Source organism: Pseudomonas sp. KH_046_1 (assembly GCF_057839025.1).
This window is the reverse complement of the sequence record NZ_CM174481.1, coordinates 819,584-844,020: the sequence shown is the minus strand read 5'-3', so window position 1 is coordinate 844,020 and position 24,437 is coordinate 819,584. Positions and strand designations below refer to the sequence as shown.

Genomic DNA, 24,437 nt, shown 5'->3' with positions numbered 1-24,437 from the left:
TCACTTCCACAGCTGGGCGGCAAACACTACGAGAATGCCGATGGGCGCCACATAGCGCATCAAGAACAAGGACAGGCCAAACTGCGCAGGGTTGCGGGTCGACAACTCGTCGCGCACCGCTTCACGCCCCATGATCCAGCCCGCAAACACCACGAAACACAAACCGCCAAGGGGCAACATGAGTCGCGAGGTGAAGAAATCGATCACACCGAAGAAGTCGAGGCCACCTGTTGCTCCCCATTGGTAGAGGTGGAACATCCCGCCTTCGTTCACGAAGAACTTGGCCTCTTTCCAGATATTGAAGGAGAACACCGTGCCCAGACCGACAAACCAGCAGCTGAAAGCCAGCCAGAAGGTGACCCAGGCACGACTCACTTTAGTGCGCTCGACCAGGTAGGCCACCATCGGTTCAAGCAGGGAAATCGCCGAACTCCAGGCAGCGACCGCCACCAGCACGAAGAACACCACACCCATCAATTGCCCGAACGCCACGTTACCGAAGGCAAACGGCAGGCTGACGAACATCAGCCCCGGCCCCTCACTCGGATTCAGGCCCGCTGCGAACACAATCGGAAACAATGCCAGGCCGGCCACCAGGGAAACGAAGGTGTCGAGCAGCGCCACGCCGACAACCGTCCCTGAGATCGACGAGTTCTTTGGCATGTAAGCACCGTAGATCATGATCGAGCCGACGCCCACGCTCAGGGAAAAGAATGCATGCCCCATCGCGGGCAGCAAGCCGTCCAGAACCTTTTCCGGGTGGAAGTCGAACATGAAATGTACGCCCTCCATGAAATGCCCGGTGGTCATGCTGTAGCCCAACAACACAAGAATCATCACGAACAGCAGCGGCATCATGATGCGCAAACTGCGCTCAAGCCCGGCAACCACGCCCTTGGCGATCACCACCGCGGACAACAGCATGAAAATCGTGTGCCAAAGTGTCAGGCGCCAGGGATCGGCGATCACATTGCCGAAGTAAGCCCCCACCTGATCCGGCGTCGCGCCCTGGAAGTCGCCACGCCCCATGTCGATGATGTAATCCAGCGACCAGCCGCCGACCACACTGTAGAAAGACAGGATCAGCAATGCCGTGATCATCCCGGCAAATGCGCCCCAGGACCATTTGGCCGAGTGCCCCGCCTCGACCGCCAGTATCTTCAAGGCATTGGCCGGGCTCTGCCGGGCACGCCGGCCGATCAGGGTTTCCGCCAGCATGACCGGCACCCCGATCAGCGCGATGCAGGCCAGGAACATCAGCACGAAGGCGCCGCCGCCATAGACGCCGACCATGTACGGGAATTTCCAGATACTACCCAGCCCCACGGCCGAACCGGTCGCGGCGAGTATGAAGACCCAGCGGCTAGCCCAACTGCCGTGGACAGAAACCTTGTCTGTCGACATCGTTATCACGCCCAAGCGTTCAAAAAAGAGGCCGCATTGTCCGGGATTCAATCAACCTGCTCAAGCACGTAGCAACACCGTAGCCGACTCGCGTGCAACTCCCTATAATGCCGCCCCTATGGCTAAACAGAAGAAACACCCAACAGGGACCATCGCGCAAAATAAAAAGGCGCGACACGATTACTTCATCGAACATCGATTCGAGGCTGGTCTGGTCCTGGCCGGCTGGGAAGTAAAAAGTTTGCGGGCAAGCAAGCTGCAGCTGGTTGACAGCTACGTGCTGCTCAAGGATGGCGAAGCCTGGCTGCTCGGCAGCCACATTACGCCCCTGACGACCGCCAGTACCCACGTCATCGCGGATCCGGTGCGCACCCGTAAATTGCTGCTCAACCGGCGCGAGCTGGAAAAGCTGGCCGCGGCCGTGCAGCAAAAGGGCTACGCCTGCGTGTGCCTGTCCTGGTACTGGAGCAAGCACATGGTCAAGTGCGAGATTGCTCTGGGCAAGGGCAAGAAGGAATACGACAAGCGCGATACCGAACGCGAACGCGACGCCGGTCGCGAGTTGCAGCGTGCGGTGCGCAACAAGGGCAAGGAAGACTGACTCTTTCGCCTTGAGGCCCCTTCGCGGGCAAGCCCGCTCCCACAAGATCCGTGGATGCCGATGTTATGCGGCAGACCTGGAACCTGTGGGAGCGAGCTTGCTCGCGATGGCGACCGCATAAACGATACACATCCGACTGACTACATCCCCTTGCGCCGCTCCGCCCGCGCCACGCGCTGCACTTCCTGACGCACTTCTTCCAGCACCTCCTGCACATACAAAATGTGCCGGCTGGAAACTTCCCGCGCCTGCTCCGCCCGCCCTTCGATAATCGCCTGATACAACTCCCGGTGCTGCGTGATCAACATGTCGCGGGTTTCAGTGCGCTGTTTGTACATGCCACCGATGTTGGTCACCACGTTGCGCTTGAGCAGGTCGAACAGCCCGCGAATGGTGTGCAGCAACACGGCATTGTGGCTGGCCTCGGCGATCGCCAGGTGAAACCTTGCGTCCGCCGCACCCTCTTCGGCACGACTCACCTCTTCGTGACGCGAATAACAGTCCTGCAATTCGTTGAATGCCGCGGTCAGCCGCTCGCGATCCACCTCCGTGGCACGCAGCGCCGCGTAGTAGGCGCAAGACGCTTCCAGCGTATGGCGAAACTCCAGCAGATCGCGTTGCGCCTCGGGATTGCTTTCCAGCAGATGCAACAAGGGATCACTGAAGGTGCTACCCAGTGATTCCACCACATAGTTGCCACCACCCTGGCGACTGACCAGCAGCCCCTTGGCGGTCAGCTTCTGAATGGCTTCGCGCAACGAAGGCCGTGACACGCCAAATTGCTCGGCCAGCGCGCGCTCGGCCGGCAAGCGCTCACCCGCTTTCAGCGTGCCCTCGAGGATCATGCCCTCAAGCTGCTCGACAATATCGTCAGACAAACGGCGCTGACGAATCTGATCAAACCCCATAACTCGATTACTCCACGATCCGACGGCTCGCCGGGGCTCTATTCTGGCCTATCGGCGCCGCGCCAGCACCTGCCACAACGCATTTGGTCATACCAGGCAGACCACCTGCGCACTTCGCATTCGACAAAAGTTTTAGGGCGGCAAATTGACACACCGCCTACAAGGCTTTTACCCTACCCAACAGCGATTGTAAATTGGTCTTACCAATTATCCAAGAACGCTGATCAGTGCCTGACCAACAACAATTAGGGGCCACCCCATATGCAAACCTGGCAACAGCTCTATACCCCGCTCGGCAGCCTCGGCCTGTCCGCACTCGCCGCCGTCATCCCCATCGTGTTTTTCTTCCTGGCTTTGGCCGTGTTCCGCCTCAAAGGACATGTGGCCGGCAGCATCACCCTGGCTTTGTCGATACTGGTGGCGATCTTCGCTTTCCAGATGCCGGTCGACATGGCGTTCGCCGCCGCAGGGTATGGCTTCGCTTATGGCCTGTGGCCGATTGCCTGGATCATCGTGGCAGCGGTGTTCCTCTACAAACTGACGGTCAAGAGCGGGCAGTTTGAAGTCATCCGCAGTTCGGTCCTGTCGATCACCGATGACCAGCGCCTGCAGGTCCTGCTGATCGGTTTCTGCTTCGGCGCCTTCCTCGAAGGTGCAGCCGGTTTTGGTGCACCGGTGGCGATTACCGCTGCTCTGCTGGTAGGACTTGGCTTCAACCCGCTGTACGCCGCTGGCTTGTGCCTGATCGCCAACACCGCGCCGGTGGCCTTCGGCGCCCTGGGCATTCCGATCATCGTTGCCGGGCAAGTGACCGGCATCGACGCGTTCAAGATCGGCGCCATGACCGGCCGCCAACTGCCGCTGCTGTCGCTGTTCGTGCCGTTCTGGCTGGTGTTCATGATGGACGGCCTGCGCGGCGTGCGGGAAACCTGGCCGGCAGCCCTGGTGGCCGGTTTGAGCTTTGCCGTGACCCAGTACTTCACCTCGAACTTCATCGGCCCGGAACTGCCGGACATCACCTCGGCCCTGGCCAGCCTGATTTCCCTGACCCTGTTCCTGAAAGTCTGGCAACCAAAACGCGCCGCCGGCCAACACATCGTCGGCGCTGTTTCGGCCTCCGTGGTGAGCGCCAGCGTCGGTGGTTTCGGCCAGAAGCGCACCACCGTGGCTTCGCCCTACAGCCTTGGGGAAATCATCAAGGCCTGGTCGCCGTTCCTGATCCTGACCATACTGGTCACCATCTGGACCCTGAAACCGTTCAAGGCGATGTTCGCCGCTGGCGGTTCGATGTACAGCTGGGTGTTCAACTTCGCCATTCCGCACCTGGATCAAATGGTGATCAAGGTCGCACCGATCGTGGTCGCGCCAACCGCCCTTCCGGCAGTGTTCAAACTGGACCCGATTTCCGCCACCGGCACGGCGATTTTCTTCTCGGCCCTGATCTCCATGCTGGTGCTGAAGATCAACCTCAAAACTGGTCTGACCACTTTCAAAGAGACTTTCTACGAACTGCGCTGGCCGATCCTGTCCATCGGTATGGTGCTGGCCTTCGCCTTCGTCACCAACTACTCGGGCATGTCCTCGACCATGGCGCTGGTATTGGCAGGCACCGGCGCGGCCTTCCCGTTCTTCTCGCCGTTCCTCGGCTGGCTGGGCGTGTTCCTCACCGGTTCCGATACCTCGTCCAACGCCCTGTTCAGTTCGCTGCAAGCGACCACCGCGCACCAGATCGGTGTCAACGACACCCTGCTGGTGGCTGCTAATACCAGCGGCGGTGTGACCGGCAAGATGATCTCGCCACAATCGATCGCGGTGGCCTGCGCCGCAACCGGCCTGGTGGGCAAAGAATCGGATCTGTTCCGCTTCACCCTCAAGCACAGCCTATTCTTTGCAACGATTGTCGGCTTGATCACGTTGGCCCAGGCCTACTGGTTCACCGGCATGCTGGTGCACTAAGGGCTACAAGCAACACAATAAAAACCGACGCCGGGCCACGCCCCCGGCGTCCGCTATTCACACCCCGGTCTGTAAGGCTGCTGAAAGCTTCCCGCTCTATATTCAGCAGCCTCAACAGACGAATAACCGGGACCACCCGGAGACCGCCTGATGAGCGAGCTTTTTTACAACGCCGTGCCGAATGCGACCCGTGTCGCCCCGCCACTGCCCGAGCCTCGGCAGTACCCCAGCGAGAAACCGCCACGGGTCTACCTGTTCGGGACCTGCGTGGTCGATTTGTTCTACCCGGAAGCCGGGATGGATGCGATCCACCTGCTGGAGCGCGAAGGCATTCGTGTCGAATACCCGCAAGGGCAAAGCTGCTGCGGCCAACCGGCCTACACCTCGGGTTACACCGAACAGGCACGGACCGTGGCGCGCTCACAACTGGCGCTGTTTGCCGGCGACTATCCGGTGGTGGTGCCGTCGGGTTCTTGCGCGGGCATGCTGCGCGAACATTACGCCGACTTGTTCAAGGACGAGCCGGACACGTTGAAACAGGTTCAGGCGCTGGCGGCCAGAACCTACGAACTGGCCGAGTTCCTGTTGTTTGTCTGCAAGGTGCAGCTCAAGGACAGCGGCGAACCGGTAAAAGTGGCGCTGCACACCTCGTGCTCGGCACGCCGCGAGATGAACACCCACCTGCACGGCCGCGAGTTGTTGTCGCAACTAAGCAATGTGGAGCGGGTCAATCACGATCACGAAAGTGAGTGCTGTGGCTTTGGCGGGACATTCAGCGTCCGTATGCCAGACATTTCTGGCGCGATGGTGGCTGACAAGACCCGGGCGCTGAAGGAATCCGGCGCGCACAAGGTGTTGAGTGCCGACTGCGGCTGTTTGATGAACATCAACGGCTCGCTGGAAAAACAGCAGGAAGCGTTACGCGGTCAGCATCTGGCCAGCTTCCTCTGGCAGCGTACCGGAGGTGCGAAATGAGCACCTCGACGATTATTCCTACGGTTACCGTAGAAGAAGATTTCCGCACCCGCGCCCACAACGCGCTGGGTGACGCGCAATTGCGAGGCAACTTTCGCAAGGCGATGGATTCACTGATGACCAAACGGGCAGCGGCGTTCAGCGATGCCCATGAAAGAGAACACTTGCGTGCGCTGGGCAATGCTGTCCGCGCCCGCGCGTTGTCCAAGTTGCCCGAGCTGCTCGAACAACTGGAACAGAACCTGACCCGCAACGGTGTGACAGTGCACTGGGCGGAAACGGTGGACGAAGCCAATGGCATCGTCCTCTCGATCATCCGCGCTCACGAGGGGCGGCAAGTGATCAAGGGCAAATCGATGGTCAGCGAAGAGATGGAGATGAACCATGTCCTCGCTGAACAGGGCATTGAATGCCTGGAATCGGACATGGGCGAGTACATCGTCCAGCTCGACCACGAGAAGCCTTCACACATAATCATGCCGGCAATCCACAAGAATGCCGGTCAGGTCGCGTCCTTGTTCCACGACAAACTTGGCGTGGAATACACCAAGGACGTTGACCAACTCATTCAGATCGGCCGCAGAGTCCTGCGGCAGAAATTCTTCGAAGCGGACATCGGCGTCTCCGGCGTCAACTTCGCCGTGGCCGAAACCGGCACCCTGTTGCTGGTGGAAAACGAAGGCAACGGGCGCATGACCACCACGGTGCCGCCGGTGCACATTGCCGTCACCGGCATCGAGAAAGTCGTCGAGAACCTGCGCGACGTGGTGCCGTTGCTGTCATTGCTGACCCGCTCGGCCCTGGGCATTCCGATCACCACCTACGTCAACATGATCTCCGGCCCGCGCAAGGAACATGAACTCGACGGCCCGCAGGAAGTGCACCTGGTACTGCTCGATAACGGCCGCAGCCAGGCCTTTGCCGACAGCGAATTGCGCCAGACCCTGAACTGCATTCGCTGCGGCGCCTGTATGAATCATTGCCCGGTCTACACCCGAATCGGCGGCCATGCCTATGGGGAGGTTTACCCCGGCCCTATCGGAAAAATCATCACCCCGCACATGGTCGGCCTGGCGAAAGTCCCGGATCACCCGAGTGCTTCTTCGCTGTGCGGCGCCTGCGGTGAAGTCTGCCCGGTGAAAATCCCGATCCCTGCTTTGCTACGGCGCCTGCGGGAAGAAAACGTCAAGGCCCCGGACAGCCCCAATCAAGTGATGCGCGGCCAGGGCAGCAAGTATTCGCGCAAGGAGCGGTTCATCTGGAACGCCTGGGCGAAGCTCAACAGCTCGCCGACGCTGTATCGCCTGTTCGGTTTCTTAGCCACCCGTTTGCGCGCACTCACGCCGAGCAACGTCGGCCCATGGACGCAAAACCACAGCGCACCGAAACCCGCTGCCCGCTCGCTGCATGACATGGCCCGCGAACATTTGGCCAAACAGGGAGACCGTTGATGAGCGCCAAACAAAATATCCTCGCCAAACTGCGCAAAAGTCTGACAGGCACCACGCCTGTGGCCGACAACTTCGATGTCGATCTGGTGACCCAGCCTTACACCTACGCGCCTGAGCAGCGCATTACGCAACTGCGTAAATTGATGGAAGCGGTGCACACGGAAATTCATCTGACGTCTGGCGAAGAGTGGCCGACGCTACTCGCGCAATTGCTGCGGGACCGCCAGTTGCCGAGTCTGCTGATCGCACCGACGACCCCCCACGGTCAACGGATCGCGCAGCACTGGGCGAATAATCCCGGTCTGCCAATGCTCAAGGCCTACGACCGCCCGGTTGAAGAATGGAAAGCCGAGCTGTTCAACGACACCCCGGCGAGCCTGACCACCACCCTCGGCGCCATCGCTGCCACGGGCAGTCTGATTCTCTGGCCAACCCGGGAAGAACCGCGCTTGATGAGTCTTGTGCCACCCGTGCATTTTGCCCTGCTCAAGGCCAGCGACATCCGCGACAACTTCTATCAAGTGCAGCAAGAATTCGAATGGGCCCAGGGCATGCCGACCAATGCGTTGCTGGTATCTGGCCCGTCGAAAACAGCCGATATCGAGCAGGTTCTCGCCTACGGCGCACACGGTCCGAAGGACCTGGTGGTGCTGATCCTGGAGGACCAATGAGTCTACCGGCCGCTTTCCTGCGTGATGTGCAGCAACTGATTCCCCAGGTGCGACGTTTCGACGACCCGTTATCGACCCTCGCCTTCGGCACCGACGCAAGTTTCTACCGATTGATTCCAAAACTGGTGATACGCGTCGAGTCCGAAGATGAAGTGGTGGCCCTGCTGAAACTCGCCCAGCGCGATCAGGTCCCAGTGACCTTCCGCGCCGCCGGCACCAGCCTGTCCGGCCAAGCCATCAGCGACTCGGTACTGATCGTGCTGGGGGATAACTGGAACGGTCGCGAGATTCGCGGCCAAGGCACGCAAATCCGCCTGCAACCGGGGGTGATCGGTGCTCAGGCCAACGCCTGGTTGGCACCGTTCGGACGCAAGATCGGCCCGGACCCGGCCTCGATCAACGCCTGCAAGATCGGCGGCATCGTCGCCAACAATGCCAGCGGCATGTGCTGCGGCACGGCGCAAAACACCTATCACACCCTGGCCGGGATTCGCTTGGTCCTGGCTGACGGCAGCCGTCTCGATACCGAAGACGCTGCCAGTGTTGCAGTCTTTCGCCAGAGTCACGCCACGCTGCTGGAGCGTCTGGCGACATTGGGCCGCGAGACCCGCGCAAACGCCGAACTGGCTGCAAAAATTCGCCACAAATACCGTCTGAAAAATACCACCGGCCTGTCGCTCAATGCCCTGGTGGATTTCGACGAGCCTGTGGATATCTTGAGCCACTTGCTGGTGGGCTCCGAGGGCACGCTCGGGTTCATCAGTGCCGTGACCTACGACACCGTGATCGACCACCCGAATAAAGCCTCGGCGTTGATCGTTTTCCCGGACGTGGAAACCTGTTGCAACGCAGTGACAGTGCTGAAAAGCCAACCGGTGTCGGCCGTGGAATTGCTGGACCGGCGCAGCCTGCGCTCGGTGCAGGACAAACCCGGCATGCCCGCTTTCGTACAGCATTTGTCGAATAATGCCTGTGCGCTGTTGATCGAATCCCGCGCGGCGTCGTCCACCTTGCTGCACGAACAACTGGCCCAGATCATGGCGTCGCTGAAGGCGTTCCCGGTGGAAAAGCAGGTCGACTTCACCGAAGACCCGCAGGAAAACGCCCGTCTCTGGGCCATCCGCAAGGACACTTTCCCGGCGGTCGGCGCGGTGCGCAAGACCGGCACCACGGTGATCATCGAAGACGTCACCTTCCCGGTCGAACAGCTGGCCATCGGCGTCAACCGCCTGATCGAACTGTTCGACAAACATCACTACGACGAAGCGATCCTTTTCGGACACGCCCTGGAAGGCAATCTGCATTTCGTCTTCACCCAAGGCTTCAACAGCCCGGAAGAAGTCGCACGCTATCAGGCGTTCATGGACGACGTGGCGCAACTGGTGGCGGTGGAGTTCGGCGGTTCGCTGAAAGCCGAACACGGCACCGGGCGCAACATGGCGCCGTTCGTCGAGCTGGAATGGGGCAGCGATGCCTACCAGCTGATGTGGCAACTCAAACGACTGCTCGACCCCAACGGCATTCTCAATCCGGACGTGGTGCTCAGCGAAGATCCACAGATCCACCTCAAGCACCTCAAGCCCTTGCCCGCTGCTGACGAGATTGTGGACAAGTGCATCGAGTGCGGCTTCTGCGAACCGGTCTGTCCGTCGAAAGGCCTGACCCTGAGCCCGCGCCAGCGCATTGTGATCTGGCGTGACATTCAAGCGAAGAAACACGCGGGCATCGATACGTCCGAACTCGAAGCCGCTTATGAATATCAAGGCATCGATACCTGCGCCGCCACCGGCCTCTGCGCACAACGTTGCCCTGTAGGCATCAACACCGGCGAACTGGTGAAAAAGCTGCGTAGCCGGAAGGCGACGCATACGAAAACCGCCAACTGGCTTGAAGGAAACTTCGCCACGGCACTGCAAGGTGCACGTTTCACCCTGCACGTGGCCAATGGCGCGCGGATGTTGCTGGGTGCACCAAGATTGGCGAAGTTGTCGGCAACGTTAACGCGCTTATCCAAGGGCCAGGTCCCACAGTGGACCAACGCGATGCCGCAACCGGAAAAAGCCATTCGCTTCAGTCCGGCGGTGACCGACGCGCGCCCGCGTGTGGTCTATCTGGCTGCCTGTGTATCCCGCGCCATGGGGCCGGCGGCGGGCGACACGGAGCAAATGTCGCTGCACGACAAGACCCGTGGCCTGCTGGAAAAGGCCGGTTATCAAGTGGTGTTCCCGGACAATCTGGACAGCCTTTGCTGCGGTCAGCCGTTCGCCTCCAAAGGCTACGCCGAGCAGGCCGAGCACAAACGACAGGAACTGATCGGCGCCCTGCTGCACGCCAGCCGCGGCGGTCTCGACCCGATCTACTGCGACACCAGCCCCTGCACCTTGCGCCTGGTTCAAGACATCGGCGAAGTCCGTCTGGACCTGTACGACCCGGTACGCTTCATCCGCACGCACTTGATGGATCGCCTGGACTTCACGCCTCAGGAAGCCCCCATCGCCGTGCATGTAACCTGCAGCACCCAGCACCTCGGGGAAAGCCAGGCGCTGATCGACCTGGCGCGCAAATGCAGCAAAACCGTGGTGATTCCCGAAGGCATTCACTGCTGCGGCTTTGCTGGTGACAAGGGTTTCACCACCCCGGAACTGAACGCCCATTCGCTGCGCACGCTCAAAGACGCGGTGCAACAGTGCAGCGAGGGGATTTCCACCAGCCGCACCTGTGAGATCGGCCTGACGCAACATGGCGGCATTGACTACCACGGACTAGTCTATCTGGTGGACCGCGTTACCCAGGCTAGGGTGCCCTGATAGCAGGATCTAAAGGAAGGCGCATAAAGGTGCCCTTCGTTAACGCTTCTTGTCGGAATCGACAGCTCTACGGCAGAAAAAAAGAACCCTGATGTGCCGCCGCAGTCCACTGATCAAGTCCCGCTAATGCGGGACCTTCCAAAAACTCGGTAGACCGATTTGATAGCCAGCAATGCTGGCCCTTCAGTTCAAGGAGAAACACATGAATCGTTCTGTGCTGTTAGGTTTGTTCGTTGCTGCTTCCATCATGGCTTCCACTTCGTTTGCGGCCGAAAAAGACCTATGCGCGGTCAACCTGCAAACCATCGAAAACGGCAAGGCACAGATTCCTCCGGAAATGACTGACCAGGTAAAAGCCTCCGTCGAGCAAGCCAAAGCCGACCAGGCAAAAGGCACCAAGGAAGGCATTGATGATTGCGTCGCCGAGACCAACGACATCATCAAGGCCGTCAGCGACTCGAAAAAAGGCGGGAAGTAACTCGGTTCACGGCCAATCTCCGGGTTGGCCTTCCGGGCCACGTTGGCGAACATCAACAACGGAGTACTGGCAGCCGGGAATTCAAGGCCCGGTTGCACCCGCTACGAAGCAAACCAAAACCCGTCAGTTGCGGGTTTTGTTGCTTCTGGGCTCTGGAAATGTGTCCCCCCATCGCTGGAAAAGCTCGACACATTGTCTGAAAAAACCGAATTCTTGCGTTGAATCGTAGTCTTTGAGGTAGGCCCCGTCAGATCGCGGCTGATTTTTCGGGCTCGGCTTGGCCGTCCGCTCATACGGCAGCACCGAGACCCTCAGCTCAAGGAGATCCCCATGAAACGCACTACACTCGCAGGCCTGTTCATTGCTGCTGCCATGCTGGCCTCTCCTGTATTTGCTGCGGACAACAACCTTTGTACGAGCAAGTTGCAAGAGCTCAAAGGCAAAGTGAGTGCGTTGCCGGCGACCTCCACAAACACCTCAATGGAGATCAAAAGGCTGATGTCCAGCGCCGAAGCCTCACAAGCCTCCGGAGACGACAAAAAATGCGTCACCGAGGCCACCCAGGCATTGGCACTCGCTGACAGTCAGAGCAACCAGCCAAACCCATGATCTGTGGTGGTCAACCTTCGGGTTGGCCTTCCGGGGCGCGTTGGCGTACACTACTCAGGCTTGTTGCTCACTTTGATTCACAGAGCACCAGGCTCGGGGCCGTTTAGGATTCGACGCCGGTTGCGAAACTTTAGGTGCATGCCGAGTTGGTAACAGAACTCGTAAATCCACTGTTGCAACTTCCTATAGTTGCCAATGACGAAACCTACGGGGAATACGCTCTCGCTGCGTAAGCAGCCTTAGCCCTTCCCTCCTGGTACCTTCGGGTCCAGCAATCATCAGGGGATGTCTGTAAACCCAAAGTGATTGTCATATAGAACAGAATCGCCGTGCAGTACGTTGTGGACGAAGCGGCTAAAACTTACACAACTCGCCCAAAGCACCCTGCCCGTCGGGTCGCTGAGGGTTAACTTAATAGACACGGCTACGCATGTAGTACCGACAGCGGAGTACTGGCGGACGGGGGTTCAAATCCCCCCGGCTCCACCACTTCATCATCTAAAGACGTCCAAGGGCGTCTTTTTTTGTGCCTGAAATCCACCCGCCTCTCAGACCGCCAACTCAAGGCTGTCAAACCAAAAGACAAGGATTAAATCCTCATCGATGGTGAGCCACTCCAGACCGCGTACTGGCGGCGGCCGAGGATGAGGTTGCCGGCGTTACTCATGGTTAATCAACCGTTTTCGCCAGACCCCGACACCGATGCATCCAACGCGGCGACTAATTGCAATAACCGAGGGTCGCGACGCTGCGCAGGATCAACCGCACCAGCATGGTCTGGCGGGTCACCCCGGTCTTGGAGAAAGTCGAACGCAGGTGTGCCCGTGAGGTGTTGCGGCTGATGCCCAGTTCTTCGGAGGCTTCGTCCAGGGTCAGGCCGTTGGCCAGCAGCATGGCCAGCTGGGTTTCGGCCGGGGTGAAGTCGAACAGGGCGCGGACAATCTCTTGCGGTGCACTGGATTGCTGTTCCGGGTCGCTGATGAAAATCACCACCGCTGGGCACTGTTTGCCTTCGCTCCAGTCTGACAACGGTACCGAGCGCACGATGATGCCCAGGTCCGCGCGGCCCGAAGGGCGTTGTACGCGCAGGGCTTCGACCACCGAGGGGTTGCTGCTTTTTTGCGAGAGCAGCGACTGTTTCACCAGGCGGCGGAACTCCTGGGTGTCACGCGCGGTACCGATCTGCAGGCCATCGTTGACCAGCTTGATACCGTCTTTTTCCTGGATCAGGCGGTCGGCCACCTGGTTGGTCCGCAGCACTTTGCCGGCTTCGTCGAGAATGATCGTGCCAACCGCCATCTGATCTACCGCGCCGGCATAGAGGTTGCGCTCGGTTTCGATTTGGTTCAACCGCATATGGATCTCGACCGAGCGTTCCAGGTGCGGAATGAACTGCGCCAACAGGGCCTTTTCATCATTGTTGAAGGCCCTGTCGTCTCGACCGCGGCTGATGCGGATGCGGCACTGAGCGCCATCGGCAGTGTTGATGTCGGCGCCGAGGATATGGAACACGTCCAGCGGTTCGAGGAAATTCTTGCAGAACTCTGAGTTTTGCCAGTCGTCGTCGGAGACGAATTCGGCCAGGGTGACGACCTGGCGGTTGGGCAGGTCGACAAAGGGGTCGAGGGTGAAAAAGTGCTGGTTATATGAGGCCGTGATTTCGGCTGATGAGCCAGTGGTGTGAATCATCAGGCCAGTGTCGTGTTGACTCGGTGGGCGCAGGATGAAGGTGACGAATTTGCTTTGCAGATACACATTGAGCCGGTTGAGGAAGGTCGTCCAGGGGATGTTCTCCAGCGGTCCTTGATAGAGATTGCCGACGAACTCGCTGAACGTCTCGAGGCTGAGGCTCTGCATGGACAATCCTTTTATATTTATTAGTGTTGGAGATGGTCGAGAATAGGTGCCCTCGTCGATTGAGCGCAACACCCGGATCTATAGTCTGAAAGGAGGTGGGCCTACCTGCCAGATCGTGTAACTTTGCGTCCTGCGAAGCGCACCGGCCGGCCGGTGAGTTTACTTGTACGATCCACCCTATGGCCGATGTTAAACTGCGATTCGTTTCGTACCATTGGTCGACTCAAAAGATTGGTGTGATGACCCAGCAAGTCAGGAAAATCGAACGTTTGACACTGAAAAGCGTCGTCACGCGAGCAAAGCTCGTGTCAATTGCCGAACGGCTGTTCGCCGAGCGCGGTATCGAAGGGGTGTCGTTAAGCGACATCAACAAAGCCGCCGGGCAGCGGAACAAGAACGCCACGAATTACCACTTCGGCAGCAAGGACGGCTTGCTGCAGGCCATCCTCGACAAGCATGAGCCTGGTATTGCCAGCCGGCGCAACGCATTGCTCGATGAACTGGAGAAGCGAGGTAATCCGTCGGTAAGAGACGTGGTCCGCGCGCTGATGTATCCGGTGGCCGACAAGATGTTCGATCCCAACGGAGGGAAGGACTTTATCCGTCTGGATGCCCAACTGGTGGCGGTGCATACGCTCTCCGTACAGAACCTGCGCGCTTCCACGCTCAATCTGGGTCAGGTGGATCGGTTGAGGCGGGCGCTGCTCGGGGTCCTCCAGGACCTGCCGGAGTCCGTGGCCCAGCAGCGCCTGCACTTGGCGGCAGTATTGCTCCTCCATGGGCTCGCCGATCACTCTCGCATGCTTGATGCGAGCGATAAGAAGACCTTGGTGATGGACACCGAGTTGTTCATCAAGAACATCGAAGACTGCCTGGTGGCACTGCTGGCGAGCCCCATGTCGCCCGAAACTGTCTCCCTTCTTTCCCGCCTTGACGTACCCGAACAGGTTCCAGCCCACGTTTACAGCTTGCCCTCATGAGGCAGCTGTAAACATTGCATGGGTAACGACTGCTACCTGGAGAGGCTCGTCTCGAACTCGCGTGTAAAACGGTCGACTTCCGATTCGGGCAGATGATTGATACCTCCCGCCAGTCTCCTGCCACCGCCGGTGTCAAAGGTGCGGCAGAAGTCAGCCGCAGCCACCGGACTATGTCCGGGAGTGCGCACGCTTACGGTGAACCCACCTTGCCTTTTGGGCGACAGGATACCGAGCGCGCGATCTGGCTGTGCCTGCATGAGCTCGTTGGCCAGGGTTCCGATGGCCCGCCGTGCCCATGGCGCGTCAGGCAACATCAGCAGCATCGCGCCGGGTATCTGGCGTGTCGGCGTAAGCCGGCGAGCCAGATCCATGTCCTCCTTATAGCCGGCGGCCAGCCGCACGTAGGCGTCCGAGCCTGTGACGAACTCCAGCGGATCGGCGAACGGCTGCATCAGGATAGACAGCTCGGCCGGATCGAAATGCAGATCGGCAACGGTCTCGCCATAAGCGTTGTAGTTGAGATAGAGGCCGAGCCGCTCCAGGGTCCTGACCGCTCCAGCATCTATGCCTTGCGCCTTGGCCATGACGCAGCCCACCTCAGGCAGGCTGTCGCCGTATGCCGCGGCAACCGCCCATGCACGATGGCGACCGCCAAGATAGCGGTCGACCAGGATGCTGGTGCAGACGTCGGCAGCCTCGTCGATATAAGGCTCGAAGCGCCCATGCCGAGGCATCTCCCCTGCGTGATGATGATCGAAGTAGCGCACCGAAGCGCCCGCCTCAAGCAGGCGAAGCAGATCGGTACGATTCTGATCGAGGGAGATGTCGAGTGCAGTGATGGTATCCCCCTCGCACGCTTCGATACGCCGCAGTAACTGAATGTCGCGTTTGACTCCGGTCAGCAGCCTCGCGCTGGCGAATTCGTCAGGCACGGCAAGCCGCAGTTGCTGCAACGCACACAACCCATCGGCATCCCCATTGAATGCAACGTAGCGATTCATAGGGCCTCGCGAGCGACAAGATGGCTGACGATCAGTTCGGCTGCTTCCTCGGGAGAGCAAGCGGTGGTGTCGATGCGAATTTCCGGATTTTCCGGCGGCTCGTAAGGGGAATCGATGCCGGTGAAATTCGTCAGTTCGCCACGGCGAGCCTTCTTGTAGAGGCCTTTTGGATCCCTCTGTTCGGCCACGCTGATCGGCGTGTCGACGAACACCTCGAAGAACTCGCCCTGCTCCACCAGCTCGCGCGACATTCTGCGTTCAGAACGGAATGGAGAGATGAAGGACACCAGAACGATTTGCCCCGCATCGACCATCAACTTGGCGACTTCACCTACGCGTCTGATGTTCTCGACCCGGTCGGCTTCGGAGAAACCGAGATCCTTGTTGAGGCCGTGGCGCACGTTGTCACCATCAAGCAGATAGGTATGTTTGCCCAATGCATGCAGTTTCTTCTCGACGAGGTTCGCGATCGTGGACTTGCCGGCACCCGACAACCCTGTGAACCAGAGTACGCAAGGCTTCTGCCCCTTGAGGGTGGCATGCGCCTGCTTGTTAACGTCAATCGCCTGCCAGTGGATGTTCTGCGAGCGACGCAAGGCAAAGTGCAGGAGTCCGGCGCCGACCGTATTGTTGGTCAGGCGGTCAATCATGATGAAACCGCCGGTATCGCGATTTTCCTTGTAGGGATCAAATGCGATTGGCTGATCAAAGCTCAGGTTGCAGACGCCGATTTCATTCAGGTCCAGTGTCTTGGCGGCGAGATGCTCGAGCGTATTGACGTTGACCTTGTATTTCGGTGTCGCGCTGGTGGCCGTCACGGTCTTGGTGCCGATCTTCAACAGATAGGGGCGGCCCGGCAGCATCGGCTCATCGCTCATCCAGACGATCGTCGCCTCGAACTGGTCTGCCACCCTGGCCGGTGCATCGATCGTCGCGAGAATGTCGCCCCGGCTGATATCGATCTCGTCCTCGAGCGTAATCGTGATCGACTGGCCAGAGACGGCTTCCTCAAGGTCACCCTCGCGCGTCACGATACGCGCGACCCGGCTTTCCTTCCCCGACGGCAGGACACGGAGGCGATTGCCGCGCTTGACGTTGCCGCCGACAACGATCCCGGCATAGCCGCGGAAGTCGAGGTTCGGTCGGTTGACCCACTGCACCGGCATGCGAAACGGCCCGGACTGATCCGCAGCATCCTCGACCTGCACCGTCTCAAGGTATCCCATCAGTGTCGGCCCCTGGTACCAAGGGGTGTTCGCGCTCGGCTCGGTGATATTGTCGCCCTTCAGGGCTGACATCGGGATGGTGACGATATTCTGCAGGCTAATCTGGCTGGCGAAAGCGCGATAGTCCGCGTCTATCTTGTCGTAGATCTCTTTCGAGTAACCCACCATATCCAGTTTGTTGATGGCCAGCACGACATGGCGAATGCCAATCAGCGACACCAGATAGCTGTGTCGCCGCGTCTGGGTCAGCACCCCTTTGCGCCCGTCGATCAGAATGATGGCGACATCCGCTGTCGAGGCTCCGGTGACCATGTTGCGCGTATATTGCTCGTGGCCCGGTGTATCGGCCACGATGAACTTGCGCTTGTCGGTCGAGAAGAAGCGATAGGCAACATCGATGGTGATGCCTTGTTCACGCTCGGCGGAAAGTCCGTCGACCAGTAGTGCGAAATCCAGGTCGCCACCTTGCGTTCCCACCTTCTTTGAATCCGCTTCCAGCTGGCTCAACTGGTCTTCGAAGAGCATCTTCGACTCGTAGAGCAGGCGCCCGATGAGCGTGCTTTTTCCATCGTCGACGCTGCCGCAGGTGATGAAACGCAGCAGGCTCTTGTTCTCGTGGGATTTCAAATATTGCTCGATGTCTTCGGAAATCAAATCGGATACGTGTGCCATTAGAAATACCCCTCCTGTTTCTTTTTCTCCATCGAGCCCGCGGAGTCGTGATCAATCAGGCGACCCTGGCGCTCGGACGTCCTGGCCAGAAGCATTTCCTGAATGATGGCCGTCAAGGAGTCGGCCTCGCTCTCGATTGCGCCGGTCAGCGGGTAGCAACCCAGCGTGCGGAAACGCACTTTCCTGATCTCGGGAACCTCGCCGTCGTTCAGTGGCATGCGCTCGTCATCGACCATGATGAGCGTGCCGTCGCGCTCCACCACCGGTCGCTCTTTCGCCAGGTAAAGCGGCACGATCGGAATGTCGTTCAGATAGATGTATTGCCAGATGTCGAGCTCGGTCCAGTTGGACAGGGGAAACACCCGGATGCTTTCGCCCTTGTGCTTTCGGGCGTTATACATCCGCCACAGTTCGGGGCGTTGCAGCTTGGGATCCCAGCGGTGCTGCTCGGAGCGGATCGAGAATATTCGCTCCTTGGCCCGCGACTTCTCTTCGTCCCGCCGTGCGCCGCCAAAGGCCGCATCGAAACCGTGCTTGTCCAGCGCTTGCTTCAATCCCTCGGTTTTCCAGATGTCGGTGTGTATGGCCGAACCATGGGAAAAGGGGCTGATGCCCTTTTCCAGCCCCTCGGGATTGATATGGACGAGCAGGTCGAAGTCGTGCTTTTTCGCCATGGCGTCGCGGAACTGAATCATCTCGCGGAACTTCCAGGTCGTGTCGACGTGCAGCAATGGGAACGGCAGTTTTCCCGGGTGGAACGCCTTCAGGGCCAGGTGCAGCATCACTGCACTGTCCTTACCGACGGAGTAGAGCATTACCGGGTTCTCACACTCAGCGACCACTTCTCGCATGATGTGAATGCTCTCGGCCTCAAGACGCTGCAAGTGCGTCAGCATGTGTTTCCTCCTTCCTCTGCGCTGGGTCGGGATGCCACCGAGAATCCGATGCCCGGCCCAGTCACTCGAGGTGCGATTGCGTGTGGACGTTTATCGCCCACCTCTTTTTTAAGCCTTGTTACTTAAACTGGCTTTAAAGGTAGATCTCGCAATTGCACGGATCATCGTCCGTTTAGACTATTCACAGTTCGAATGCTTTTAATACTATCGCCTTATCTTGAACCGCCAGTCGGTCGGGGCGATAGCTGCTGCTCCTGATCGACTGGCCCATTGCGCCACAGCATTCAGGTGTACCTTTTGGAGGCAACGCCCCATGAACACTCAACAGGCCGACTGGCCGAACCTTCAGTTTGACTACAACAATTGCCATGTCCTGGTGACCGGTGGCACCAGCGGCATCGGGACCGGCATCGCCGCAGCGTACCGAGCAGCAGGTGCGCAAGTGACGATCACCGGCACCCGGCCCTGCGCCGCCGATTACGACATTGACCTCGACGGCTACCGCTACTTGCAGCTCGACATCGAGAACGCAGACAACATTTCTGCCGTTGCAGCAGCGCTGCCGCGCCTGGACATCCTCGTCAACAACGCCGGCTTTGCGCTGCCAAGCTGTGGCCTGGACGAGTACGAACCGGACGTTTTCGAACGCGCGGTGCGCATGCACCTCGTTGGTGGCTATCGCATGGCGCATGGCTGCGCAGACAAACTCCTGCAAAGCACGCTGCCAGGCGGCCCTTCGATCATCGGCATTGCATCAATGAGCTCGTTCTTCGGGATCGATGTGGTGCCCGGCTATGGCGCGGCAAAGACTGGCGTCGTCGGGCTGACCCGGGCACTGGCGGTCCATTGGGGCGGACGCATTCGCGTCAACGCGGTCGCGGCGGGGCTTACCGCAAGCCGCATGACGGCGACGACTGTCGCCAATCCGCAGTGGTCCGCGCCCACGCTTGCACGCACGCCGGCAGCACGGCTTGGGGTGCCGCAGGACATCGCCGGTCCAGTCCTTTTCCTGACGAGCGCCGCTGCCGGCTGGATCACGGGACAGACACTGCCTGTCGATGGCGGTTTCACGGTCGCCGGCTGAGTCCGGCGTCGGCCCTTCCCGTACTGCCTGTCGCCAACACCTCTCCTCACACTTATGGAGCAGCGCATGAAACCTGACATCATCCGTATCACAGACCTGGGCGCCCCCGAGCTGACCGAGCGGCAGCGTCGAGCGATCGCGGGCGTCCCCCCCGTGGAAATGCGCGAGGAGGCCGTCCTGGCAGCCGCATGCCAGCGCACGGGGCTTTCCGACTTCGGTTCGGAGGACTTCCGCGAACGGCTGCGAGTCTGGCTGAAGAGTTTTGACGAGGACACGGAGCTCGGCCCCCTGGGGCGCGCGGGGATGTTCGGCGATGCTGTGCGCTACGCATCTTCGCGCCTGCGCTTCGAAGATCTGGTGAAGCGACACCCGGAAATCAACGACGTCGCGATTGATCGGCCGATCATCGTCGCCGGCCTTCCCCGCTCAGGCACGACCCACCTGGTCAACATCCTGGCAGCCGATCCGCGACTGCGTTCGATGCCGCTTTGGGAAGCGATGGAGCCGATTCCTGCGCCGCAAGACCAAACATCAGACGGGGAAGATCCACGTATCGTTCGTACCCGCCAGGCCTGGGGCGAATTCGAAGCCATATTGCCGTTCATGCCGGCGATGCACGAAATGTCCCCCACCCACGTGCATGAAGACATCGAACTGCAAGGCCTGGACTTCTCGTCCTATCTGCCGGAATGGCAGTCTCGCCCGTGTCGCTGGCGCGACTACTACTACAGCCACGATCAGACGCCGCACTACCGTTATGGTCGCCGAGTCCTGCAGGCGCTCACCTGGCTCCAGGGCCCGAACCGATGGGTGATGAAATCGCCACCGCACATGGAAAACCTGCGGCCGCTGGTGACGACCTATCCCGACGCCACGCTCGTCATCACCCATCGCGACCCCGTAGCCGTGCTCCAGTCCGCCATCACCATGATCGCCTATGGCGACCGCATCCGCCGCCATACCCTCGACGTAAAGGCGTTGGCGCGCTATTGGACAGATCGAGTGGAACATCTGCTGCGCGCCTGCGTTCGGGACCGGGACAGTGTTCCCGCCGGCCAATCGCTCGATGTGCTCTTCGACGACTACATGGCCGACCAACAGACGGTGATCGAACGCATCTATGCCATGGCCGGCCTGCCACTGACCGCCGACGCCAAGACGCGGATCCAGGTCTATCTGAACGCCAACCCACGGGGCAAGCATGGTCGCGTCGTCTATGACCTGAAAGGCGATTTCGGGGTTGATGTTGCCGCTTTGCGCGAGCGATTCGGCTTTTACTATGAGCGCTTCTCGGTCAGGCCAGAGCGCATCGAAGGAGAGCGGCCATGACCGATCAAGCTATGGAACGCCTGTTGTCCGGCCGCGCGTGGGACGACTTCTGCGAAACCGTTCGCCAGGCCGGCCACAGGGTCGATGCTTTTGGCGCCGAGGCCGATACCCTCGACCGCGCCGAATGGTATCGATTCATGACCCGGCTCATGCGCAACGGTTTCGAACGCTACCTGGAGAACTGCGAGCCAGAACGGCCGCGCCTGCGCGATGCGCCCTGGCGCCAGTCCATCAACTTCCAGTCTCCCGATCAGGATCATCTGCTTGCCGAGTTCGTCGACGGTAGTCATGACTATGTCATTCGTGGCCATCGTGGCGGGCTGCCGTACTTCGTCATCGCCTCATGGCGCGCGCCACAACCGCGCCATCCCGGCGCTCAGGACTGGGCAACGCGTGGTGTATCCGGTCTTGACGAATTCGATCCCGCTGCGCTGCAGACCACCGGCTTCATCTCCTCACGCCAGGTGAAGTTCGATACGCAGGGCAACTTCGAGATCGTGGTCAGCCAGAACAAACCCGCAGACGGGCGCGACTGGCTGTCGATCTCACCGGACTGCGTCGGTCTCCTGGTGCGCACGCTCTACCATGATCGCGCGAATACCGCGCCGCCTCACTTCACTATCGAACGGATCGATAGCCCGCAACCGCGACCCGTCACCGCCGCCGAAATAAGCGATGCGCTCGCCAAGGCGGGTCAGATGGTACTTGGCTATTGCGAGCTGGTGCGCAGCTGGTGGCAGGACAATCTCAGCCAGCGGCCAAACCGCATCCGCTTCGACCGCGCGGTGTACCTGTCCAATGGCGGCGTGCCGGACCGACACCACGGCTTCGGTACATGGGAGTGTGCTGGCGACGAGGCGCTGGTTATCGATTTCCTGCCCTCAGCCTGTGATTACTGGATATTCCAGCTCTGTTCGATCTGGCAAGAGAACCTCGACAACTACGAGGACGGCGGCGGTTGTGTGCAGAAGTACAAGGCCAGCTATCGCCACGACGGCTCGGTGCGCGTCATCGTTGCGCAAGGCCAGCCCGGCATCGCCGGCAATTGGGTCCAGTCCTTCGGCCATGTCCATGGCGGCATGAGTTTGCGTCTGATTGGCACACAGGGCGAGCCGCCGCAGGTAACGCTGCGCCGTATTGCGCTCGCCGTGCTGCAAGAACGTGGTGAAGAGGCACTTGAAGACATCGCGCCGATCATCAGTGGCGAGGTGGCGCAATGAGCGTGCTGTCCGGCGAAATGGCACGGCACTGCATCGTGGCGATCAATCATGTCCTGCATGGAGGCGATCTCTGATGACTCATCCCATAGGTGCCGCCGTGGTCGGCACCGGCTTCGGCCTTTTTACCCATGTCCGTGCGCTGCGCGAGGCTGGCTTCGAGGTGCGCGCCATCGTCGGCCGAGACCGTGCCCGCACCATCGCCCGCGCCGCGCCGCTGGGTATCCCACTGGCGACCGATAGTCTGGCCCAGGTGCTGGCTGATCCGGCGATACAGCTCGTTACGGTGGCAACGCCCCCGCACGCACACTATGCACCGGTGATGGCCGCGATCGCCGCCGGGCGGCATGTCGTGTGCGAAAAGCCCTTTGCCCGCGACGCCGCCGAAGCGGTGCAGATGCGCGAAGCCGCGACAAAGGCAGGTGTTCATCACCTGCTCGGCGCCGAATTCCGCTTCGACAGCGCGCAGGCGTTGCTGCGGCGCGTCGTTCAGTCGGGTCTGATCGGCACACCGCGCCATTTCCTGCGCATCTACCATCAACCGGGCCTGCAGGACTCGACAAGCAAGCTCAGCGACTGGTGGGAGGACGCTGACCAGGGCGGCGGCTTTCTTGGCGCATTCGGCTCGCACATGATCGATCAGGTCGAATACATGTTCGGGCCCATCGCTCGTGTCAGCGGCATGCTGCAGACGCTGGCGCCCGGGCGCCCCAACATGACGGCCGACGATTGCTACACCGTGCAGTTCGAAACGGACAGCGGTGTTGCCGGGTCAATCATCGCCGCGCTGGCCGCGCCTGGGCCGCTGGTAATGGCCACCAAAGTGGTGGGCAGCGCAGGCGGCGCGTGGATTCAGAGCGGCGCGACGTTTGGTGACCCCGAAGAAGTCTGGGTGAGCGACGCCGATGGTGTGCGGCGCATCGAGATGCCCGCGGATCTGGTCAACGCAATGCCGACAGCTTTTCCCGTCGCCGAGCTGATCCAGACCGAGCAGGACCGCTGGCACACCATGGGCTTCGATGTTGCGCCCTATGCGCGCCTGTTCGCCGAGATGCGCACGCGGATCGAAAATCGCGCACCCGCGATCCCCGAGCGTGCCGCCACATTCAACGACGCTGCGCGAGGCCAACAGGTGCTCGACGCCATTCGACTGTCGGCGCGCAAGCGCGCCTGGATCACAATCTGAAATGAAGGACTCTGCTATGACGAAATTGATGCTTCATGCAACGGTTCACGGACCTGACGATATTCGTGTCGAACAGGTACTGCGCCCCAGTGCCGGGCCGGACGATATTGTGGTCAAGGTCGTGGTCTGCGGTATCTGCGGCTCTGACCTCGGTTATGCGCGCGCCGGTGGCCTGCCGATGGGGGGCGATGGTCCCTTATCGCTCGGGCATGAATTCTCGGGCGTGATCGAGGAGGTGGGCGCGCGAGTGACGGCGCTGCGCAAAGGCCAGCGCGTGGTGGTCAACCCGACGACGCCTGCGAACATGATCGGCTCCGGAGGTCCTGGGGCCTTCGCCTCGCACATTCTCGTGCGCAATGTCATGGCCGAGTCGTCGGTCTACCCCATTCCCGACACCCTGGACTTCGAAACCGCTGCGCTGGTCGAGCCGCTCGCCGTCGCGCTGCACGGCGTCAACCGGTCGCGTGCCGGCGCTGGCAGCAAAGTAGTCGTTTTCGGCGCGGGTCCCATCGGGCTCGGTGTCGTGGCGATGCTCCGTTTGCGCGGCGTCGCGGACATCATCGCCGTCGATCGCGTGGACTCACGTCTGGAACGTGCGCGCGCACTCGGTGCAAACGCCACGTTCAATCCCGACAATTGCGATCTCTGGGCTGAAATCGGCAAGCGCCATGGCGCTGGCACGCTCTACGGGATGCCAGTGGTGGATACCGACGAATTCATCGAGGTGTCGGGCGCCGCTCCGGTCATTCCCCAAATCATTGCGCGCGCACGTTTCGGGGCGCATCTGACGGTGGTGGCGGTACATCACGCACCGGTCGCCATGGATCTGGCGATGGCGCTGGGCAAGGAGATGGAAGTGACCACCGCCATGGCCTATCCCACCGAGTTTGGCGAGGTGCTGGAGATCCTCGCCGCAGGCCGAATCGACACCACCGCGCTGATCAGTCATCGCTACGCCTTCGAAGACTTCGAGCAAGCCTTCGCTACCGCCGCGCGTGCAGATGAATCGGCCAAGGTGTTGGTAACGTTCGGAAAAGCCTAAAGCCAGAACATGGTGGTTTTACGGCTGCATCATCGTTCTTGCGCAAACGACCACCATGACTACAGCGCATTTCGATGATGTCCGCCC

At 60.2% G+C, this 24,437-nt stretch carries 20 protein-coding genes and 1 other RNA gene; 15 read left to right on the top strand and 6 right to left on the bottom strand.

The annotated features are described in order from the left end of the window. A complete protein-coding gene (locus AC3IT9_RS03725) occupies window positions 1-1,404 on the bottom strand; it encodes a sodium-dependent transporter (protein ID WP_489272087.1) in 1,404 nt (467 codons plus the stop codon). A gap of 118 nt (window positions 1,405-1,522) precedes the next feature. Between AC3IT9_RS03725 and smpB the strand changes: the two genes are divergently transcribed. After that, window positions 1,523-2,005, top strand: coding sequence for an SsrA-binding protein SmpB (smpB, locus tag AC3IT9_RS03720; protein ID WP_008057382.1), 483 nt, complete (start codon window positions 1,523-1,525; stop codon window positions 2,003-2,005). Window positions 2,006-2,145: 140 nt separating this feature from the next. Here smpB and AC3IT9_RS03715 read toward each other — a convergent pair whose 3' ends face one another. Then, complete coding sequence (locus AC3IT9_RS03715; RefSeq protein WP_150727499.1) at window positions 2,146-2,913, bottom strand: GntR family transcriptional regulator; 768 nt, start codon at window positions 2,911-2,913, stop codon at window positions 2,146-2,148. Window positions 2,914-3,174: 261 nt separating this feature from the next. On the opposite strand from AC3IT9_RS03715, the gene AC3IT9_RS03710 reads away from it, so the two are divergent. The 8 genes from AC3IT9_RS03710 to ssrA all read left to right on the top strand — a co-directional run bounded on the left by AC3IT9_RS03710 (window position 3,175) and on the right by ssrA (window position 12,349). Further along, on the top strand, window positions 3,175-4,869 hold the full coding sequence (locus AC3IT9_RS03710) for a lactate permease LctP family transporter (protein ID WP_489272085.1): 1,695 nt from the start codon (window positions 3,175-3,177) through the stop codon (window positions 4,867-4,869). Between the two features lie 150 nt (window positions 4,870-5,019). After that, window positions 5,020-5,844, top strand: a complete 825-nt coding sequence (locus AC3IT9_RS03705; RefSeq protein WP_489272084.1) for a (Fe-S)-binding protein — start codon at window positions 5,020-5,022, stop codon at window positions 5,842-5,844. Next, window positions 5,841-7,295, top strand: a complete 1,455-nt coding sequence (locus AC3IT9_RS03700; RefSeq protein ID WP_489272083.1) for a LutB/LldF family L-lactate oxidation iron-sulfur protein — start codon at window positions 5,841-5,843, stop codon at window positions 7,293-7,295. The genes AC3IT9_RS03705 and AC3IT9_RS03700 overlap by 4 nt, the downstream gene beginning before the upstream one ends. Then, the gene (locus AC3IT9_RS03695; protein WP_150754330.1) at window positions 7,295-7,966 is read left to right on the top strand and encodes a LutC/YkgG family protein; all 672 of its coding nucleotides are present in this window, start codon (window positions 7,295-7,297) and stop codon (window positions 7,964-7,966) included. The genes AC3IT9_RS03700 and AC3IT9_RS03695 overlap by 1 nt, the downstream gene beginning before the upstream one ends. Beyond that, window positions 7,963-10,773 (top strand): FAD-binding and (Fe-S)-binding domain-containing protein, encoded by a 2,811-nt coding sequence (locus tag AC3IT9_RS03690; RefSeq protein ID WP_489272082.1) that lies wholly within the window; start codon window positions 7,963-7,965, stop codon window positions 10,771-10,773. Before AC3IT9_RS03695 ends, AC3IT9_RS03690 begins: the two co-directional genes overlap by 4 nt. A gap of 202 nt (window positions 10,774-10,975) precedes the next feature. Further along, complete coding sequence (locus tag AC3IT9_RS03685; RefSeq protein ID WP_151214250.1) at window positions 10,976-11,251, top strand: hypothetical protein; 276 nt, start codon at window positions 10,976-10,978, stop codon at window positions 11,249-11,251. Window positions 11,252-11,581: 330 nt separating this feature from the next. Continuing rightward, window positions 11,582-11,860, top strand: a complete 279-nt coding sequence (locus tag AC3IT9_RS03680; RefSeq protein WP_489272081.1) for a hypothetical protein — start codon at window positions 11,582-11,584, stop codon at window positions 11,858-11,860. Between the two features lie 95 nt (window positions 11,861-11,955). Continuing rightward, window positions 11,956-12,349: a transfer-messenger RNA gene (ssrA, locus tag AC3IT9_RS03675) on the top strand. 231 nt (window positions 12,350-12,580) lie between these two features. On the opposite strand, the gene AC3IT9_RS03670 is transcribed toward ssrA, so the two are convergent. Continuing rightward, window positions 12,581-13,717 carry a helix-turn-helix transcriptional regulator gene (locus tag AC3IT9_RS03670; RefSeq protein ID WP_489272080.1) on the bottom strand — a complete coding sequence of 379 codons (1,137 nt, stop codon included), beginning with the start codon at window positions 13,715-13,717 and terminating at the stop codon, window positions 12,581-12,583. A gap of 239 nt (window positions 13,718-13,956) precedes the next feature. Here AC3IT9_RS03670 and AC3IT9_RS03665 point away from each other — a divergent pair, with 239 nt between their 5' ends. Beyond that, window positions 13,957-14,697: a TetR/AcrR family transcriptional regulator gene (locus tag AC3IT9_RS03665; protein ID WP_191624931.1), complete on the top strand. Its 741-nt coding sequence runs from the start codon at window positions 13,957-13,959 to the stop codon at window positions 14,695-14,697. Window positions 14,698-14,729: 32 nt separating this feature from the next. Here the strand turns inward: AC3IT9_RS03665 and AC3IT9_RS03660 are convergent, their stop codons facing one another. The 3 genes from AC3IT9_RS03660 to cysD are packed head-to-tail and all read right to left on the bottom strand — an operon-like array spanning window position 14,730 to window position 18,525. After that, entirely contained in the window at window positions 14,730-15,698 is a 969-nt protein-coding gene (locus AC3IT9_RS03660; protein ID WP_489272078.1) for an acetyltransferase, read from the bottom strand. Beyond that, window positions 15,695-17,596, bottom strand: coding sequence for a sulfate adenylyltransferase subunit CysN (gene cysN / locus AC3IT9_RS03655; protein ID WP_489272077.1), 1,902 nt, complete (start codon window positions 17,594-17,596; stop codon window positions 15,695-15,697). The genes AC3IT9_RS03660 and cysN overlap by 4 nt, the downstream gene beginning before the upstream one ends. Further along, a complete protein-coding gene (cysD, locus tag AC3IT9_RS03650) occupies window positions 17,596-18,525 on the bottom strand; it encodes a sulfate adenylyltransferase subunit CysD (protein ID WP_257605539.1) in 930 nt (309 codons plus the stop codon). The genes cysN and cysD overlap by 1 nt, the downstream gene beginning before the upstream one ends. Window positions 18,526-18,805: 280 nt before the next feature. Between cysD and AC3IT9_RS03645 the strand changes: the two genes are divergently transcribed. From AC3IT9_RS03645 to AC3IT9_RS03625, 5 genes are all read left to right on the top strand, one after another. Next, window positions 18,806-19,576, top strand: coding sequence for an SDR family NAD(P)-dependent oxidoreductase (locus tag AC3IT9_RS03645; RefSeq protein ID WP_489272076.1), 771 nt, complete (start codon window positions 18,806-18,808; stop codon window positions 19,574-19,576). A 66-nt stretch (window positions 19,577-19,642) separates the two neighbouring features. After that, on the top strand, window positions 19,643-20,905 hold the full coding sequence (locus tag AC3IT9_RS03640; protein ID WP_489272075.1) for a sulfotransferase family protein: 1,263 nt from the start codon (window positions 19,643-19,645) through the stop codon (window positions 20,903-20,905). Continuing rightward, window positions 20,902-22,125, top strand: coding sequence for a hypothetical protein (locus AC3IT9_RS03635; protein WP_489272074.1), 1,224 nt, complete (start codon window positions 20,902-20,904; stop codon window positions 22,123-22,125). Before AC3IT9_RS03640 ends, AC3IT9_RS03635 begins: the two co-directional genes overlap by 4 nt. 73 nt (window positions 22,126-22,198) lie before the next feature. Continuing rightward, entirely contained in the window at window positions 22,199-23,308 is a 1,110-nt protein-coding gene (locus AC3IT9_RS03630; protein ID WP_489272072.1) for a Gfo/Idh/MocA family oxidoreductase, read from the top strand. A gap of 16 nt (window positions 23,309-23,324) precedes the next feature. Beyond that, complete coding sequence (locus AC3IT9_RS03625; RefSeq protein ID WP_423502665.1) at window positions 23,325-24,350, top strand: zinc-dependent alcohol dehydrogenase; 1,026 nt, start codon at window positions 23,325-23,327, stop codon at window positions 24,348-24,350. Window positions 24,351-24,437 lie beyond the last annotated feature (87 nt).

What these genes read in the sequence shown, in the direction of transcription:
- AC3IT9_RS03725 (WP_489272087.1), bottom strand. Translation starts at nt 1,404, where the DNA reads ATGTCGACAGACAAGGTTTCTGTCCACGGCAGTTGGGCTAGCCGCTGG.
- smpB (WP_008057382.1), top strand. Translation starts at nt 1,523, where the DNA reads ATGGCTAAACAGAAGAAACACCCAACAGGGACCATCGCGCAAAATAAA.
- AC3IT9_RS03715 (WP_150727499.1), bottom strand. Translation starts at nt 2,913, where the DNA reads ATGGGGTTTGATCAGATTCGTCAGCGCCGTTTGTCTGACGATATTGTC.
- AC3IT9_RS03710 (WP_489272085.1), top strand. Translation starts at nt 3,175, where the DNA reads ATGCAAACCTGGCAACAGCTCTATACCCCGCTCGGCAGCCTCGGCCTG.
- AC3IT9_RS03705 (WP_489272084.1), top strand. Translation starts at nt 5,020, where the DNA reads ATGAGCGAGCTTTTTTACAACGCCGTGCCGAATGCGACCCGTGTCGCC.
- AC3IT9_RS03700 (WP_489272083.1), top strand. Translation starts at nt 5,841, where the DNA reads ATGAGCACCTCGACGATTATTCCTACGGTTACCGTAGAAGAAGATTTC.
- AC3IT9_RS03695 (WP_150754330.1), top strand. Translation starts at nt 7,295, where the DNA reads ATGAGCGCCAAACAAAATATCCTCGCCAAACTGCGCAAAAGTCTGACA.
- AC3IT9_RS03690 (WP_489272082.1), top strand. Translation starts at nt 7,963, where the DNA reads ATGAGTCTACCGGCCGCTTTCCTGCGTGATGTGCAGCAACTGATTCCC.
- AC3IT9_RS03685 (WP_151214250.1), top strand. Translation starts at nt 10,976, where the DNA reads ATGAATCGTTCTGTGCTGTTAGGTTTGTTCGTTGCTGCTTCCATCATG.
- AC3IT9_RS03680 (WP_489272081.1), top strand. Translation starts at nt 11,582, where the DNA reads ATGAAACGCACTACACTCGCAGGCCTGTTCATTGCTGCTGCCATGCTG.
- AC3IT9_RS03670 (WP_489272080.1), bottom strand. Translation starts at nt 13,717, where the DNA reads ATGCAGAGCCTCAGCCTCGAGACGTTCAGCGAGTTCGTCGGCAATCTC.
- AC3IT9_RS03665 (WP_191624931.1), top strand. Translation starts at nt 13,957, where the DNA reads ATGACCCAGCAAGTCAGGAAAATCGAACGTTTGACACTGAAAAGCGTC.
- AC3IT9_RS03660 (WP_489272078.1), bottom strand. Translation starts at nt 15,698, where the DNA reads ATGAATCGCTACGTTGCATTCAATGGGGATGCCGATGGGTTGTGTGCG.
- cysN (WP_489272077.1), bottom strand. Translation starts at nt 17,596, where the DNA reads ATGGCACACGTATCCGATTTGATTTCCGAAGACATCGAGCAATATTTG.
- AC3IT9_RS03645 (WP_489272076.1), top strand. Translation starts at nt 18,806, where the DNA reads ATGAACACTCAACAGGCCGACTGGCCGAACCTTCAGTTTGACTACAAC.
- AC3IT9_RS03640 (WP_489272075.1), top strand. Translation starts at nt 19,643, where the DNA reads ATGAAACCTGACATCATCCGTATCACAGACCTGGGCGCCCCCGAGCTG.
- AC3IT9_RS03635 (WP_489272074.1), top strand. Translation starts at nt 20,902, where the DNA reads ATGACCGATCAAGCTATGGAACGCCTGTTGTCCGGCCGCGCGTGGGAC.
- AC3IT9_RS03630 (WP_489272072.1), top strand. Translation starts at nt 22,199, where the DNA reads ATGACTCATCCCATAGGTGCCGCCGTGGTCGGCACCGGCTTCGGCCTT.
- AC3IT9_RS03625 (WP_423502665.1), top strand. Translation starts at nt 23,325, where the DNA reads ATGACGAAATTGATGCTTCATGCAACGGTTCACGGACCTGACGATATT.